The organism is Notoacmeibacter sp. MSK16QG-6 (assembly GCF_024158145.1).
GTDB lineage: Bacteria > Pseudomonadota > Alphaproteobacteria > Rhizobiales > Rhizobiaceae > Notoacmeibacter.
Genome location: NZ_JAMYXM010000001.1, coordinates 453751 through 469833, shown reverse-complemented (window position 1 = coordinate 469833; position 16083 = coordinate 453751). Strand labels below are relative to the sequence as shown.

The window sequence follows — 16083 nt, the reverse complement described above, 5'->3', positions numbered from 1 at the left end:
TGAACTTGAACGCCTCCTAGGCATGTGCAATAGCGACTAAAGATTAGTCCCGCGCTGCGCATGCATTTGGAGATTCTGAAAAATGGCCGACACATCCGGGCTGATGGCTGGCAAGAAGGGCCTGATCATGGGCCTCGCCAACAAGAAATCCATTGCCTGGGGCATTGCCAAATCGCTGCGTGACGCCGGCGCGGAAATCGCGCTGACATGGCAGGGCGAGGCGCTGAAAAAGCGTGTCGGACCGCTCGGTGAGGAACTGGACGCGCTTCTTGTCAGCGATTGCGACGTCACCGACCCCGATTCCATCGATGCTGCCTTTGACAAGCTGGAAAAGGAGTGGGGCAAGATCGACTTCGTCGTCCACGCCATCGCCTTTTCCGACAAGAGCGAACTGGACGGAAAATACCTGCAGACCAGCCGCGACAATTTTCTGCGCACCATGGATGTCTCGGTCTATTCATTCACGGCGGTGGCCCGCCGGGCCGAGGCCATCATGAATGATGGCGGCTCCATGCTCACGCTCACCTATTACGGCGCGGAAAAGGTGATGCCGCACTACAATGTGATGGGCGTCGCCAAGGCCGCGCTGGAAGCGTCGGTGCGCTATCTGGCGGTCGATCTTGGCAATCGCGGCATTCGCTGCAACGCCATCTCCGCCGGTCCCATTCGTACGCTCGCCGCGTCGGGCATTGGCGACTTTCGCTATATTCTGAAGTGGAACGAGTTGAACTCGCCGATGAAACGCAACACCACGATTGAAGAGGTTGGCGATTCGGCGCTCTATTTGCTGTCCGACCTCGGTCGCGGGATGACGGGAGAAATCCTGCATGTCGATAGCGGCTATCATGTCGTGGGCATGAAAGCCGTCGATGCTCCCGATATCGCAGTCGTCACCGGCAATAGCTGACGGGCGAAATCTCTCCAGCGGAAAAAGACGAGAACGTGCCGCACACACCGCCGATCTACCTCATCCGCCATGGCCAGACGGACTGGAACGCCGAAAACCGCCTGCAGGGTCAGACAGACCGTCCGCTCAATCAAAAGGGCAAAACGCAAGCCTTGGAGAACGGCGAATTTCTTCGAGAGCACCTGTCGCGCCCGGTTACCGACTTCCTCTTCGTTTCCTCGCCCATGCTGCGGACGAGGCAGACCATGCGCCGCGTGCGCCGCAGCCTTCACGTGCCTGAGGACGATTTTGCGACCGATGATCGGTTAAGAGAACTCAGCTTCGGCGAGTGGGAGACATATACATTTGCCGAACTTGAACAGCGGGATCCCGGCATTTCGGCCCGCCGGGAAGCCGATAAATGGAACTTCGTGCCGCCCGGCGAAGGCGCTGAGAGCTACGAAATTCTGCTCAAGCGCTTGAAGCCGTGGTTCGACGAAACTCTGCAAGCCGAAAAGCCCGCCATCTGTGTCAGCCATGGCGGCATCCTTCGATGCGCGTTTCGGCTCTTCGGTGATCTTTCAGAGGACGAAGCTGCCGAGATGATCGTCCCGCAAAACCGCATCGCCCTTCTTGAGAATGGTAAAGTCCGCTGGCTTTAGCCTGCTCCGTCTTGCCGCATTGCGCGCTTTGCGTTTAGGAGAGGCCCTTCCGCCACGGTTCTGCGAGAGGGCGTTTCGCCATGAGCTACAACAGTTTCGGCCATCTTTTCCGGGTTACAACCTGGGGTGAAAGCCACGGACCGGCTCTTGGCTGTGTGATCGATGGCTGCCCGCCCGGCATCCGTTTCACGCGAGACGATATTCAGCACGAACTCGACCGCCGCAAACCGGGGCAGAGCCGTTTTGTTACGCAACGGCGCGAGCCCGATGAGGTGAAAATTCTCTCAGGCGTCATGGATGAGCCGAGCGCCGGTAAAGATGTTCTGGTAACCACCGGTACTCCTATCGCGATGATGATCGAGAATACCGATCAGCGTTCGAAAGACTACGGCAAGATCGCCGATCAGTATCGGCCCGGTCATGCCGACTACACCTACGACGTCAAATATGGTCTGCGCGATCATCGTGGCGGGGGCCGCTCTTCCGCCCGTGAGACCGCCGCCCGTGTCGCCGCCGGAGCGATCGCTCGCAGAATCGTTCCCGGATTGAAAGTGCGTGGCGCGCTGGTCGCGATGGGAGAAAAGGACATTGACCGGGCCAGTTGGGATTGGTCGGTCGTCGAGCGGGATGATAATCCGTTTTTCACGCCGGACGCCGCCTCCATTCCGGTCTTCGAAGCCTATCTGGACGAAGTGCGCAAGGCGCATGACAGCGTCGGTGCGATCATAGAAATCGTCGCCGAGGGCGTGCCCGCCGGTCTCGGTGCTCCGATATACGCCAAGCTCGATACCGAAATCGCCGCGGGCCTTATGAGCATCAATGCCGTTAAGGGTGTTGAAATAGGGGAGGGGTTCAACGCGGCCCGCCTGACCGGCGTTGAAAACGCCGACGAAATGCGGATGGATCGGAACGGAAGACCGGAATTTCTGTCCAATAAGGCTGGCGGCATTCTCGGCGGAATCGCCACGGGCGAACCGGTCGTCGCACGCTTTGCCGTCAAGCCGACATCGTCCATTCTGACGCCACGCCGCAGCGTCGACCGGCAGGGGCAGGATGTCGACGTGGTGACGAAAGGCCGGCACGACCCCTGCGTTGGCATCCGCGCCGTACCCATCGGTGAAGCCATGGTGGCCTGCGCGATCGCTGACGCCTACCTGATGCACCGTGGGCAGACCGGACGGATCTGATTTTTAGGCGAACTCCCGCCCGTTCCAGACGTTATGGACTGAAATGATAATGGAGCGGCTCACTATGACGGAAATGACCTTAAGCGACCTCGCCGAACGGATGGCGAAGATCGATATCTGCATGTTGTGCAGCAAAACCGCCGGCAATCGCATCGGCGCCCGTCCGATGAGCAACAATTCCGACGTCGAGTACGATGGCACATCCTATTTCTTCACGCTGGACGATGCCCGAATGGTTGCCGACATCGAAAAGGACCCGCAGGTCTGCCTGACCTTTCAAGGTGAAAACTGGTTATCATTGGCGCTGGAAGGCAAGGCTCGGGTCATTCAGGACAAAGCAGCGTTTCGCGACCATTGGGTCAGCGATCTCGACGCATGGTTCAAGGACGGTGTGGATACCGAAGGGCTCGTGCTTTTGGAAGTAACCGCTGAGCGCATCGCCTACTGGGATGGCGAAGACAATGGCGAACTCGTCCTGGACGGATCGAAAGGGTGAGACCACCAGGTGTTGCCGGTATGGCGCTGATCGCTGCGATTGCCGCGCCGATCTACCTTGGCGAAGCGGTTGCTCAAGAGCCCGGTGGCGGACCGGACGATAGAAAAGTTGTCGAGATTTCGACGCCGCAGCCGGTCAAGGACGTCATTCTTCTGAAGTCGGGCGTGTTTATTCGCTCAGACGAGGGCTATGCCAAGCTTGAGCCTTGCGCCGTGACGCTCGTATGCGCTCAAAAAGCCGGCCGCGCAGAGCAGGCTCGTCCGACACCCGCCGGTGGACTGCCGGATGGGACGGTGGCCGAGCATGCGGAGGGCGATATTCGCGAGGCCTGGTATGCGGGTCCGACACGACGTTACGCCCACGGCGTTTTGGGCGATGAGTTCGAGGCCGGAAGCCTTGTTGTCCGAACAGCCGATGGCGAAACGTTCAACGCTGATCTGCCGACTAACTCAGTCTTTGAGGATTTGACGCCGAGATTGGCCGATTTGGATGGCGATGGGCTCACGGAAGTCATCGCCGTCGTGAGCGACGCCGCCACAGGGTCCAGGCTATCGATCTGGGGGCTTGTCGATGGTGTGTTAACGGAGCGTGCCGCAAGCGAACCCATCGGGCGGCCCAACCGTTGGCTCAACCCCTTGCCGGTGTACGACAAAGCGCCGGTCATGGCCGTCATCACACCTCACCTCGGCGGCCCGCTGCTTCAATGGCGGTTCGAAGATGGCGCGTTGTCGAAATCAACCAGGCTAGGCGGCGAAACTCTTTTCTCCAACCACGCCATTGGCAGCCGTGATCTGTCGACGGCGGTGAGGCAGGACGAAGACTGGGCGGTGCCGGAGCGCGAGAGACGCGCACTAATCTTCGGAAGGGGCGATGAAGTGGTCCATCGCCTGACGCTAGATTTCACCATTGCCGATGACATGGCGATTATTGGCGACGCGGTCGTGATGCGCTCGGCTGCTGGTAAACTCTACGCCACCGCCTTTCGCTGACGCGCGCATTGCCGTTTTTGCCGAAGGCGTTACAACACCATCATGACGACACATCTCTACCACCATCCGATCTTTCTGGAGCATTTGACCGGGCCGGGACATCCGGAGCGGCCCGACCGTCTTGCAGCGGTCGATCAGGCGCTTACGCATGAAGCGTTCCAGAACCTTATTCGGGTCGAAGCGCCTATCGGATCGGAAGATGCAATTCTCCTCGCCCATCCCGAAGGGCACCTGGAGGCCGTACGCGCCGGAATACCGCGAGACGGTACCGACACGCTTTATCGGTTCGATGAAGATACGGTCGCAAGCCCGAAAAGCTGGGAGGCCGCCTTGCGGGCTATCGGAGCGGGTATTTCTGCTGTGGATGCGGTAATGTCTGGCGAGATGGACAATGCGTTCATCGCCGCCCGGCCGCCGGGTCATCACGCCGAGAAGACCAGAGCGATGGGCTTTTGCTTCTTCAATACGGCGGCAATCGCTGCTCTTCACGCACTGGAAAAGCATAGCGCCGATCGCGTCGCGGTGATTGATTTCGACGTTCATCATGGCAACGGCACCCAGGACATCGCTTGGGACAACCCGAACTTTCTCTACTGCTCCACCCATCAGATGCCGCTTTATCCCGGCACCGGCGCGAAGGATGAGACGGGCGCACACGGCAATATCGTCAATGCGCCGCTTTCCGCGGGCGATGATGGCGATGCGTTTCGAGCTGCATTCAACGAGCGGGTTCTGCCGGCACTGGTCGATTTCAAGCCGGATCTGATGATTATCTCCGCCGGTTTTGACGCCCACCATCGCGACCCGCTTTCGTCGATTAATCTGGTGGAGGACGACTTTGACTGGGCGACGGGAAAACTGCTCGACGTTTCCGGCGCACTCTGCAACCACCGCGTGGTGAGCTTTCTTGAAGGCGGTTACGACCTGATTGGGTTGGCAGCCAGTTCGGCCACTCATATCCGCCGCATGATGGAGGGCTAGCACTATGGCAGAGGCCGAAAGTAGCCCTGTTGAAAGCCTCTCCTTCGAGGCGGCGATGGCGGAGCTGGAAAAAATCTTCACGGCTCTGGAAGAGGGCAATGTTCCTCTGGAACGCTCCATCAGTCTTTATGAACGCGGCGAAGCTTTGAAAGCGCGTTGCGACAAGCTTCTCAAAAGCGCTGAGGACAAGGTGGAGAAGATTCGCCTTTCCAGGGATGGTCAGCCGACAGGCGCCGAGCCCCTCGACCCCGAATAGAATAGTCGTCTGCCGTTCTGGATTTTCCCACGAAATCCGTTGAAGCGCGATCTGCTACTTGATCGGCGCGTCTGTTCGGTGCACCCATCCATCATGGGATTGGTGGAACAACGCAAGAGACTGGATCAACTGCTTGTCGAGCGCGGGGTGTTCGACACTCGGTCACGCGCCCGAGACGCGATCCTTCGCGGCACGGTCCGGGTCGATGGACGTCACACGGAAAAGCCGGGGCAGACATTTTCCACTGCCTGCGAAATCATGGTGGACGATCCGGCACTTCGCTTCGTATCGCGGGCAGCGCTGAAGCTGGATCACGCCATCGAATCCTTTGGCCTAAATGTGAAGGGGGCTAAAGCGCTGGATGTCGGTGCCTCGACGGGCGGTTTTACGCAAATCTTGCTCAATGAGGGCGCCGAACACGTCGTCGCGCTCGATGTCGGCCATGAACAGTTGCATGAAAGCCTGCGCACCGATCCCCGGGTGACGGTCATGGAAGGGTTCAATGCGCGGAACCTCACCTCGGACGCCTTGCCATACCGTCCCGATCTTATTGTTTCCGATGTTTCTTTCATATCCTTGCGACTGGCGTTGCAGCCAGCTCTCGAGATCGCGCCGTTCGGCGCGCGCTGTGTTCTGCTGGTGAAGCCGCAATTCGAACTCTCGCCAGCCCAGATCGGCAAAGGCGGCATCGTCAAATCGGTAGCGGTCGCCGAGGCGGTGGCCCATGACATACGCATGTGGCTGGATCGCCAGCGCGGCTGGCGTTCGCTTGGCGTTGTGCCGAGCCCGATACTCGGCGGAGAAGGCAATCGCGAATTTCTTCTGGCGGGCGTGAGGAATACCGAGTGAAACCGACAACCGCAGCGCGTTGGTCGGTTCATAAAATGGGTGACCAGGGCGACGGCGTCGCCAGCGACTTGTCGGGCGATAGCGCCTTCATCCCCTTCACCCTTCCTGGCGAGACGGTAAGCGCCGCCGTATCCAAGGGACGCGGCGAGCCGATCGCCATCCTCGAAGCATCACATGAGCGCGTCGATCCGCCATGTCCCCATTTTACAGATTGCGGGGGTTGCTCCCTGCAACATTGGGAGCGTGCCGCTTATGAAACCTGGAAACGGCAGAAACTGGTCGATGCGCTGCAAGCACGCGGTATTGGGTGCGACATCGCCGAGATCGTGCCATGCGCGGAGCATGCACGTCGCCGCGTGAGCCTGAGCGCCCGGCAAACGGAGAGTGGTCTTCTGCTCGGCTATCATGCAGCCCTGTCGAATCGGATCGTTCCTATCGAAACATGCATTGTCGCCGACCGAAAAATCGTCGATGCGCTGCCGCGGCTTCGACAGATGGCAGTTCTGGCGGCGCAGGATAGCAAACCGTTTTCCATTACGATCACGGCGGCGCGCACCGGTCTCGATATTGCTCTCGCTGGATTGTCCGCCTTGAGCGATATCGACCGCCGCGCGGTAACGGATTTTGCTCTGAAGGCGCGTTTTTCTCGTCTGTCGCTCAACGGTGAAATCCTGGTCGAGGCTCAAAAGCCGGTCGTCGCCTTCGGTCAGGTCGATGTCGTCCCGCCGCCGGGTGGATTTTTGCAGGCGACAGAGGATGCGGAAGAGGCGATGGCGAAGCTCGTCACCGATCATCTGAGAAGCGCAAAAAACGTCGCCGACCTGTTTGCAGGCTGTGGCACATTCGCCCTCCGTCTTGCCCGGTCATCGACGGTCCACGCCGTCGAAGGCGATGCGGCCTCTATCGCCGCACTGGATCGTGGCTTCCGCCACGGCGAGAAACTACGGCGTGTAACGACCGAAAAGCGCGATCTCTTCGACCGGCCGCTCACGTGGAAGGAACTGAAGTCCTTTGAAGGGCTGGTCTTCGATCCACCGCGCGCCGGTGCGGAAGCGCAGTGCTGGCAACTGGCGAAAAGCGATGTTCAGAAAGTTGCGGCGGTATCCTGTAATCCGACCACGCTGGCACGCGATCTTTCCCTCCTGATCGAGGGTGGCTACCGCCTGAAGTCGGTGACGCCAATCGACCAGTTTCTCTGGTCGCATCACCTTGAAGCTGTTGCTCTGCTAGAGAAGCCGGGCAAACCGCGCCGACGGTCTTTGCGCTAGAACCGGTACTGGCCGGTCAGGACCTCGTCCACGAAGAGAGGCAGCAGCGCGCCTGCTTTCCCGTGTCGGGTCTCCGCAAAATCGGAGACGCCGAGCGATGGCTCCAGATTGATTTCGAGCGTATGAGCGCCACCATGGCTCGCTTCCTGCACGAACTGCGCGGCGGGATAGACATTCCCGCTCGTGCCGATGGAAATGAAGAGATCGCAGTCGCGCAGAAGTTCGTAGATGCGGTCCATCTGGTAGGGCATTTCGCCGAACCAGACGACGTCGGGACGTAATCGTCCGATTGCGCCGCAATGGCCGCATTCGCTATCGATGGAGAGATCGCCTTTGTGCGGAATGGAAGTGCCGCAGGCCGCGCACAGCGATTTGTTCAGTTCACCATGCATATGGATGACCGAGTCGGAGCCAGCCCGCTCGTGCAGATCGTCGACGTTCTGCGTGATAATGGTAACCAGGCCGTCATAGGTTTTTTCGAGACGGGCAAGAGCGTGATGGGCGGCATTGGGCTGAACGCTTGGCAGCATCGCCCGACGCTTGTTGTAGAACTTTTGAACGCGGGCAGGGTGAGCGGCAAAAGCCTCCGGTGTCGCGACGTCCTCCAACCTGACGCGATTCCAGATTCCGTTTTTGTCCCGAAACGTGTGGAGGCCGCTTTCAGCCGAAATGCCCGCCCCGGTCAGAATAACGATGCTGGGGCTTCTAGCCATAAAACGTCCTTCTGCAACGCTGCTTTTGCGATCCTTTCACGGCGTGATTGCAAGGAGAGCCTGGCGCTGAACCCCATGGAAAAGGGATTGTTCAAGCCGCCTTGGCTTCGGTGCCGCCAATTGTCATGTCGCGCATCAGAAGATGCGGTTGGCCGACGCCGACAGGTACGCCTTGACCGGCTTTGCCGCACATGCCGATGCCACGGTCGAGTTTTGAATCGTTGCCGATCATATCGATTCGACGCATCGCTTCCGGTCCGTTGCCGATCAACATGGCGCCTCGCACAGGGTGCGTGACCTTACCGTCTTCGATGCGATAGGCCTCCGTACAGCCGAAGACGAATTTGCCCGATGTGATATCCACCTGCCCGCCGCCGAAGGAGACGGCGTAAATACCGTTTTTGACCGAAGCGATAATTTCGGCTGGGTCGTGCTCTCCGCTTTCCATGATCGTGTTGGTCATGCGCGGCATGGGGGAATGCGCGTAGCTCTCGCGCCGGCCGTTGCCCGTGGAGGCGCCGCTCATGAGCCGTCCATTCAACCTGTCCTGCATATAGCCGACAAGTATGCCGTCTTCGATCAGCACTGTCCGCTGCGTAGGCGTGCCTTCATCATCGATGGTAAGCGAACCGCGCCGCTCCGAAATCGAGCCGTCATCGACCACCGTCACGCCGGGCGCCGCGACGCGCTTGCCCATCAAATCCGAAAAGGCGCTGGTTTTCTTGCGGTTGAAATCGCCTTCGAGGCCATGGCCGACGGCCTCATGCAGCATGACGCCAGGCCACCCCGCGCCGAGAACGACATCGAAGCTTCCGGCCGGAGCGGGTCTTGCGTCCAGATTGACGAGCGCCTGCCGCAATGCATCGTCCGCCGCATCCTGCCAGCTTTGTTCAGCGATGAAGTCGCCAAAGCCGGAGCGTCCGCCCATTCCGGCGCTACCTGTCTCCTGTCTATCGCCTTCGCCGACGATCACGGAAATATTCACACGCACCAACGGGCGGATATCGCGCACAAGCCGGCCATCGGCCCGCAAGATTTCGACCTGCTGCCAGGAGCCGACGAGCGAGGCGCTGACCTGTCGGACGCGCGGATCGCGGTCCCGCAAATAGGCGTCGATGGTCTGCAGAAGCTGCGCTTTTTCATCGAAGCCAGGCGAAAGGATTGGATTGACGTCGCCATACAACTTTTTGTTGGTTCCAGCCGGTGCGTCGGCCACCGTGCCGGAATGGCCGGCTGTGACGGCCTTCACGGCGGACGCAGCCTGCCGAAGGCTCCGGGCCGAAAGATCGGATGAATGGGCGTATCCGGTCGCTTCGCCAGCCACCGCGCGCAGGCCGAAACCGCGATCTGTGGAAAAACTGCCGGTCTTCAGCTTGCCGTCATCGAAGGCGAGGGCTTCGCTTTCGGTATATTCGACGTAGAGTTCGCCATCATCGCCCTGGCCAACGGCATCGGCAACAATGGAGCGGACTTCTTCCGGCGAGACATCGAACTGTTCGACAAGGCTGTCGGTCATGCGGCTTGTCCTTTATGAATTCATCGGGCGCGTGCCGATGCATATAGGAATGCGTGCGCATTCCGTCACCGCCGCTTGAGAGCCGCTCTCGATCAGTTGGATTTACCGAGAGCCTCATAGGCTTCGGCGAAATTGCCGAGTTCAATCGGAACGCCGATTCCCTCTTCCGGCGTCTTGAAGACGACGAAGGTAGCGCTCTTGCCGTTTTTCATGGTCTCGAGAAGCTGCTCGTTGAGAACGACCTGCGCGTAGCAGCCATCGGCAAGGCAAGAAGTGAACTGTGCGTTGCCGATATTCTGCTCGTCGACAAGAAGCCCGAGGCCGTTCGGCAACACAACACCGAGGGGCACCACCACGCGAAGCAGTTCGGCCTTACCGTCGGCGGTCCGCAGGACGATGGCCGAAAGTCCGATATCGGCCTCTTCGTCCAGAACCAGCTGAATGATCGCGCATTGCTCCGACGACGCGCCAGCCGGCGTGTCGCATACCAGCTTCCACTCGCCATATGTTTCTTTGACCACACCGTCCTGCGCATGGGCAGGTGAGGCAATCGCGAGAGTAAAAAGGCCGAGAAGGGTCAGCAAAATGGTCTGCAACCGGCAGCGGGAAAGCTTCACTGATCGATCTCCAAGCGATTCGTCATTGCGCCAACATGGCGCGTTCGTTGCCATTTTGCCAGTCGAAGAGCGACGGCGGCATTTCCCTGACACTGCAATACGTCCAAAAGGAGGATACGGTTTTGTGCCATCGGCTCTTTTCGAACGGCGCATAACACATTAGAAGAAGCCTATTCATACTGCCCTGGAGAGCGGGCCATACGACCCAACTGCATGTTGCACAGTTGCTTGGAGTGTGGTTTGAGAGCGCGGATCACGGGCGGCTCAGACGCAAGGCGCGAGCTGCCGAGGGGCATTCCGATCGAGGAGACGGTACGGCAATGAAGAGAATCTCTGCCAGCCTTTTGACTGTAATGCTTGGCGGCGGTGTAGCCCATGCTGCAAAACCAGAGCCATGGCAGTTTACCCTGCAACCGGCGGCGACGCCTATCATGGAACAGATCGTCTGGTTCGAGACCTATACCTTCTGGTTCATCATCCCGATCGTTCTGTTTGTTCTGGCGCTGCTTCTCTATGTCGCATTCCGTTTTCGCGAAAGCGCCAACCCGGTGCCGTCGCGCACGAGTCATAACACGGTGATCGAAGTCATCTGGACCGCGGCGCCGATTCTGATCCTTCTGCTTCTGGCGATCCCGTCCTTCAATCTTCTGACCGCACAATACACGCCCGATGAAGAACCCGAGCTGACCGTGAAGGCGACGGGCTACCAGTGGTATTGGGGATATGAATATCAGCCGCCTGCGGATGCTGAAGAGGGCGCAGAAGCGATTTCTTACGACTCGATCCTTCTGGCCAATGATAACCGGGAAGCTTCCGGTAAAACGGATCTGGAAGAATATCCGCGCCTACTGGCTGTCGATAACGAACTGGTCGTCCCCGTCGACACGACCATTCGCCTTCTCGTCACCGGCGCCGACGTGATCCATGCCTTCGCCATGCCGGCGTTCGGCTTGAAGCACGACGCCGTTCCCGGCCGCATCAACGAGGCTTGGTTCCGCGCCGAGAAAGAAGGCATCTATTACGGCCAGTGTTCTGAAATCTGCGGCAAGGACCACGCCTATATGCCGATTGCGGTGCGTGTGGTCAGCAGGGATCAGTACAACACGTTCATTCAGTCGGCGGGTTCGGACCTTCAGGGCGCGTTCGGCGCTCTGGCGGCTTCCATCGAAGCCGACAAGAACAAAAAACTCGCGGACGCCACCGCTGGCGCCAACAAGACGATGACGGAGTAAACGACGATGGCGACCGTAGCGGCGCACGATGCGCATCACGACCACAAGCCGTCCTTTTTCAAGCGTTGGTTCTTCTCGACCAACCATAAGGATATCGGCATCCTCTATCTCATGTTCGCGCTGACCTCCGGCTTCATCGCGGTGACGTTGTCGATCTTTATGCGCATGGAGTTGCAGGAGCCGGGGATTCAGATCTTCGACGGCCTGGCGTCGATCATTTACGGCTTCACCGGCGATGCGGCTATCGACGGCGGCAAGCAGATGTACAACGTGTTCGTCACCATGCACGCCGTGCTGATGATGTTTCTCGTGGTCATCCCGGCGCTTTTCGGCGGCTTCGGCAACTACATGATGCCGATCATGATCGGTGCGCCGGACATGGCGTTTCCGCGCATGAACAACATTTCGTTCTGGCTGCTGCCGGTGGCGCTTATTCTCGGTCTGATCGGCATGTTCATGCCCGGCAATGCGGGCGGTTACGGTCCGGGGCAGGGGTGGACGGTCTATCCGCCGCTTTCCACATCCGCGGCCCCTGGGCCGGCGATGGATTTCGTGATTCTGTCGCTTCACCTTTCAGGAGCCTCGTCGATCCTCGGCTCGATCAACTTCATAACCACCATCTTCAACATGCGTGCACCCGGCATGACCATGCACAAGATGCCGCTTTTCGCCTGGAGCCTTCTGGTAACGGCGTTCCTGCTGCTGCTATCGCTGCCTGTTCTGGCGGGCGCTATCACCATGTTGTTGACCGACCGCAATTTCGGAACCGCTTTCTTCGCCCCGGAATATGGCGGCGACCCCATCCTGTTCCAGCATCTGTTCTGGTTCTTCGGTCATCCGGAAGTGTACATCCTGATCCTGCCGGCCTTCGGCGTGGTCAGCCATGTGATCTCGACCTTCAGCCGCAAGCCGATTTTCGGCTATCTCGGCATGGCCTATGCCATGGTCGCCATCGGCGCGGTCGGCTTCATCGTGTGGGCTCACCACATGTACACGACCGGTATCTCGCTCAACACGCAGCGCTACTTCGTGTTTGCAACGATGGTCATCGCGGTGCCGACCGGCATCAAGATCTTCTCCTGGATTGCGACCATGTGGGGTGGCTCGATCCGGTTCACCACGCCAATGCTTTGGTCGATCGGCTTCGTCTTCCTGTTCACCGTGGGTGGCGTGACCGGCGTGCAACTGGCCAATGCCGGCCTCGACCGCGCCTATCACGACACCTACTACGTGGTGGCGCACTTCCATTATGTGCTTAGCCTCGGAGCCGTCTTCGGTATTTTCGCCGGCTGGTACTACTGGTGGCCCAAGATCACCGGCACGATGTACAATGAACTCTACGGCAAGCTGCATTTCTGGATCATGTTCATCGGCGTGAACGTGACCTTCTTCCCGCAGCATTTCCTCGGCCTCGCCGGAATGCCGCGCCGTTACATCGACTACCCGGACGCATTTGCCGGCTGGAACTTCGTCTCTTCGATCGGCTCCTACATCTCTGTTGTCGCAATGGTCGTCTTTGCGGTCGGCGCGATCGAGGCTCTGATCAAGAAACGTCCGGCAGCGGCAAATCCCTGGGGTGTCGGCGCAACCACGCTGGAATGGCAGCTTTCTTCACCGCCGCCTTTCCACCAGTGGGAAGAACTGCCGCGCATCCGCTAACCACGCGGAAGCCGAAAGACAGAAAAAGCCGTCGGCCTGTGGCCGGCGGTTTGCACCGTGAAGAAAAGGTGCTGGCCTCGGTCGTAACGATTTCCCAACGGCCGGATTGAACGGAGCGAAGCCTCGAAATGAGCATCGTGCAGGATCAGGACATCACCGAGAGCGTGCATCTGTCTGAAGCCACGCCCGGCGATTTTCTTGCGCTGCTGAAGCCGCGCGTAATGAGCCTTGTGGTCTTCACCGCATTGGTGGGGCTGGTGGTGGCGCCAGGGACCGTCGATCCCTTCACTGGGTTCATTTCCATTCTCTGTATCGCAATAGGCGCAGGCGCTTCAGGCGCGCTGAACATGTGGTTCGACGCCGATATCGACGCCATAATGCGTCGGACAGCCAAGCGACCGATCCCCGCCGGACGCATTCAGCCGGGCGAAGCGCTCGCTTTCGGTCTCATCCTTTCGGGATTTTCGGTCGCCACGCTTGGTATCATGGTGAACTGGCTGTCGGCTGGTATTCTGGCGTTCACGATCTTTTTCTATGCCGTCATCTACTCGATGTATCTCAAGCGCACGACGCCGCAGAACATTGTAATTGGCGGTGCTGCCGGCTCCTTTCCGCCGCTGCTGGGTTGGGCCTGCGCTACGGGCGCGATCAGCATCGAGCCGATTGTCCTTTTCCTCATCATTTTCATCTGGACGCCGCCGCATTTCTGGGCGCTCGCGCTGTTCGCATGCAAGGATTACGGCGCGGCCGGTATTCCGATGATGCCGAATGTCGCGGGCGAAGCGTCTACAAAACGGCAAATCTTCGGTTATTCGCTTCTCCTTGCGCCGCTTGGAGTGGCGCCCGCTCTGCTCGGCTTTGCCAGCCCGATCTTTGGGATTGTAGCCGCACTTCTCGGCCTCAATTTTCTGCGTCACGCCTGGCAGACGCTTCGCATGGCAGACGGTGATGAGAAGATGACGCCGGCCAAACGCCTGTTCGGTTTCTCGATCCTGTATCTATTCGCGATCTTCGCCGGTCTGCTGGTCGACCATATCGTCTCGCCGTTCTATCCGGTAATCGGAGGCTGAGAATGGTCGAGCCAGACAAGCAGCAGGAGCGCGTTCAACTGACGCCGCAGCAGCAGAAGGCGCGGCGAATGCGTTCCATAGCGATCGCGTTGGTGCTGGGCGCGCTGGTGATACTCTTCTACGCCTATACGATCCGTTATTTCGGGAATATCGGCCAATGACCGCGGACCCGGCTGACAAAAGGAAGAGCCGCCGCAACGTCGCCACGGCGGGCATGGCTCTTGGCTTGGTCGTCGGTATGGGTGCGCTCTCCTTCGCAGCGGTGCCGCTCTACAAGATTTTCTGCCAGGTGACGGGCTATGGCGGCACCACGCAGAGGGCGGACGCTGGGTCTGACCAGATCGTCGATCGTAAGATAACCATCCGCTTCGATGCCAATGCGCCTGACGTGCCGTGGGACTTCAGGCCCGCGGCGCCGGTAACGGTGCGGCTGGGTGAATCCGCCGTGGTCAACTACACGGCGAAGAACCTGATCGATAGGCCGAGTTCGGGCCAGGCAAGCTTCAATGTGACGCCGGAAATGGCGGGCGCATATTTCAACAAGATCGACTGTTTCTGTTTTACCGAACAGACGCTTCAGCCGGGCGAAAAGGTCGATATGGGGATCACCTTCTATGTCGATCCCGACATTCTGGATGTGCCGGAACTGGCCGATCTGAAGACCATAACCCTGTCCTACACCATGTTCCCACTTGACCGGGACAGCGATGCAGTGGCATCCGCTGGGAGGACGGATAATGTGACCACGCGCTCGATCGCGCGGAAGACAACCGGGGATTGATATGGCGGACGCCCACGCAAAGAAGCATGATTATCACATCATCGATCCGAGCCCATGGCCGGTGCTCTCGGCTATTGGCGCATTGGTGATGGCGCTCGGCGCGATCGCATGGATGCGCTATGCGATGGGTTCGCCGCTGCCGTTCCTTGGCCTCGATCTGGCTAATCCCTGGCTGTTCTTCATCGGCCTTGTGCTGGTGCTCTACTGCATGTTCGGCTGGTGGTCGGACACGATCAAGGAAAGCCATGAGGGCTTCCACACACGCGTGGTCTCACTTCATCTCCGCTACGGCATGATTATGTTCATCGCCTCCGAAGTGATGTTCTTCGTGGCATGGTTCTGGGCGTTCTTCGACGCTAGCCTCTTTGCCGGTGAAGCGGTTCAGGTCACACGCTCCGATTATACGGGTGGTCAATGGCCGCCCCAGGGCATTGAGGTCGTCGACCCCCTGCATCTGCCTCTTTACAACACGGTGATCCTGCTTTTGTCCGGCACCACCGTCACTTGGGCACACCATTCGCTGATTCACGGCGATCGAAAGGGACTTATCTGGGGATTGGCGCTGACCGTTGCGCTCGGCATTCTTTTCTCGTGCGTTCAGTTCTACGAGTACGCAGTGGCGCCCTTCGCGTTCAAGAACAGCATTTACGGCGCGACGTTCTTCATGGCGACCGGCTTCCACGGCTTTCATGTGCTCGTCGGTACGATCTTCCTTCTGATATGCCTTTTCCGCGCCATGCGTGGACACTTCACGCCAGAAAAGCACTTCGGTTTCGAAGCTGCCGCATGGTACTGGCACTTCGTGGACGTGGTCTGGCTGTTTCTCTTCTTCTGTATCTACGTCTGGGCCAGCTGGGGCGCGCCCATCGCCCATCACTAGGATTGGCGCGAAAGCAACCTATCTTCATCTTTGAAAGGCGG

At 59.1% G+C, this 16083-nt stretch carries 18 protein-coding genes; 15 read left to right on the top strand and 3 right to left on the bottom strand.

The annotated features are described in order from the left end of the window. The first annotated feature begins 82 nt into the window (after positions 1-82). The 9 genes from fabI (at position 83) to NIM86_RS02245 (ending at position 7574) form a co-directional block, all read left to right on the top strand. On the top strand, positions 83-907 hold the full coding sequence (fabI, locus tag NIM86_RS02285) for an enoyl-ACP reductase FabI (RefSeq protein ID WP_253378768.1): 825 nt from the start codon (positions 83-85) through the stop codon (positions 905-907). Between the two features lie 35 nt (positions 908-942). Then, the gene (locus NIM86_RS02280; protein WP_253378767.1) at positions 943-1548 is read left to right on the top strand and encodes a histidine phosphatase family protein; all 606 of its coding nucleotides are present in this window, start codon (positions 943-945) and stop codon (positions 1546-1548) included. A gap of 80 nt (positions 1549-1628) precedes the next feature. Further along, complete coding sequence (aroC, locus tag NIM86_RS02275) at positions 1629-2735, top strand: chorismate synthase (RefSeq protein WP_253378766.1); 1107 nt, start codon at positions 1629-1631, stop codon at positions 2733-2735. Positions 2736-2799: 64 nt separating this feature from the next. Then, complete coding sequence (locus NIM86_RS02270) at positions 2800-3231, top strand: pyridoxamine 5'-phosphate oxidase family protein (protein ID WP_253378765.1); 432 nt, start codon at positions 2800-2802, stop codon at positions 3229-3231. Further along, complete coding sequence (locus NIM86_RS02265; RefSeq protein ID WP_253378764.1) at positions 3228-4220, top strand: PliI family lysozyme inhibitor of I-type lysozyme; 993 nt, start codon at positions 3228-3230, stop codon at positions 4218-4220. The genes NIM86_RS02270 and NIM86_RS02265 overlap by 4 nt, the downstream gene beginning before the upstream one ends. 42 nt (positions 4221-4262) lie before the next feature. After that, positions 4263-5201: a histone deacetylase family protein gene (locus NIM86_RS02260; protein WP_253378763.1), complete on the top strand. Its 939-nt coding sequence runs from the start codon at positions 4263-4265 to the stop codon at positions 5199-5201. A gap of 4 nt (positions 5202-5205) precedes the next feature. After that, a complete protein-coding gene (locus NIM86_RS02255; RefSeq protein ID WP_253378762.1) occupies positions 5206-5457 on the top strand; it encodes an exodeoxyribonuclease VII small subunit in 252 nt (83 codons plus the stop codon). A 93-nt stretch (positions 5458-5550) separates the two neighbouring features. Continuing rightward, positions 5551-6306 (top strand): TlyA family RNA methyltransferase, encoded by a 756-nt coding sequence (locus tag NIM86_RS02250; RefSeq protein WP_253380665.1) that lies wholly within the window; start codon positions 5551-5553, stop codon positions 6304-6306. 35 nt (positions 6307-6341) lie between these two features. Further along, positions 6342-7574, top strand: a complete 1233-nt coding sequence (locus NIM86_RS02245) for a class I SAM-dependent RNA methyltransferase (protein WP_253380663.1) — start codon at positions 6342-6344, stop codon at positions 7572-7574. On the opposite strand, the gene NIM86_RS02240 is transcribed toward NIM86_RS02245, so the two are convergent. The 3 genes from NIM86_RS02240 to NIM86_RS02230 all read right to left on the bottom strand — a co-directional run bounded on the left by NIM86_RS02240 (position 7571) and on the right by NIM86_RS02230 (position 10420). Then, complete coding sequence (locus NIM86_RS02240; RefSeq protein ID WP_253378760.1) at positions 7571-8287, bottom strand: NAD-dependent deacylase; 717 nt, start codon at positions 8285-8287, stop codon at positions 7571-7573. The genes NIM86_RS02245 and NIM86_RS02240 overlap by 4 nt on opposite strands. A 91-nt stretch (positions 8288-8378) precedes the next feature. Then, on the bottom strand, positions 8379-9803 hold the full coding sequence (gene tldD, locus NIM86_RS02235; RefSeq protein ID WP_253378759.1) for a metalloprotease TldD: 1425 nt from the start codon (positions 9801-9803) through the stop codon (positions 8379-8381). A gap of 92 nt (positions 9804-9895) precedes the next feature. Continuing rightward, positions 9896-10420 (bottom strand): invasion associated locus B family protein, encoded by a 525-nt coding sequence (locus NIM86_RS02230; protein WP_253378757.1) that lies wholly within the window; start codon positions 10418-10420, stop codon positions 9896-9898. 320 nt (positions 10421-10740) lie between these two features. Here NIM86_RS02230 and coxB point away from each other — a divergent pair, with 320 nt between their 5' ends. The 6 genes from coxB to NIM86_RS02200 all read left to right on the top strand — a co-directional run bounded on the left by coxB (position 10741) and on the right by NIM86_RS02200 (position 16042). Beyond that, positions 10741-11652, top strand: coding sequence for a cytochrome c oxidase subunit II (coxB, locus tag NIM86_RS02225; protein ID WP_253378755.1), 912 nt, complete (start codon positions 10741-10743; stop codon positions 11650-11652). 6 nt (positions 11653-11658) lie between these two features. Beyond that, complete coding sequence (ctaD, locus tag NIM86_RS02220; protein WP_253378753.1) at positions 11659-13311, top strand: cytochrome c oxidase subunit I; 1653 nt, start codon at positions 11659-11661, stop codon at positions 13309-13311. Positions 13312-13439: 128 nt separating this feature from the next. Further along, a complete protein-coding gene (gene cyoE, locus NIM86_RS02215; RefSeq protein ID WP_253378751.1) occupies positions 13440-14381 on the top strand; it encodes a heme o synthase in 942 nt (313 codons plus the stop codon). Between the two features lie 2 nt (positions 14382-14383). Further along, on the top strand, positions 14384-14542 hold the full coding sequence (locus tag NIM86_RS02210) for a CoxF protein (protein WP_253378750.1): 159 nt from the start codon (positions 14384-14386) through the stop codon (positions 14540-14542). After that, positions 14539-15162, top strand: a complete 624-nt coding sequence (locus tag NIM86_RS02205; RefSeq protein ID WP_253378749.1) for a cytochrome c oxidase assembly protein — start codon at positions 14539-14541, stop codon at positions 15160-15162. The genes NIM86_RS02210 and NIM86_RS02205 overlap by 4 nt, the downstream gene beginning before the upstream one ends. A 1-nt stretch (position 15163) precedes the next feature. After that, positions 15164-16042: a cytochrome c oxidase subunit 3 gene (locus tag NIM86_RS02200; RefSeq protein ID WP_253378748.1), complete on the top strand. Its 879-nt coding sequence runs from the start codon at positions 15164-15166 to the stop codon at positions 16040-16042. Positions 16043-16083: the final 41 nt, after the last annotated feature.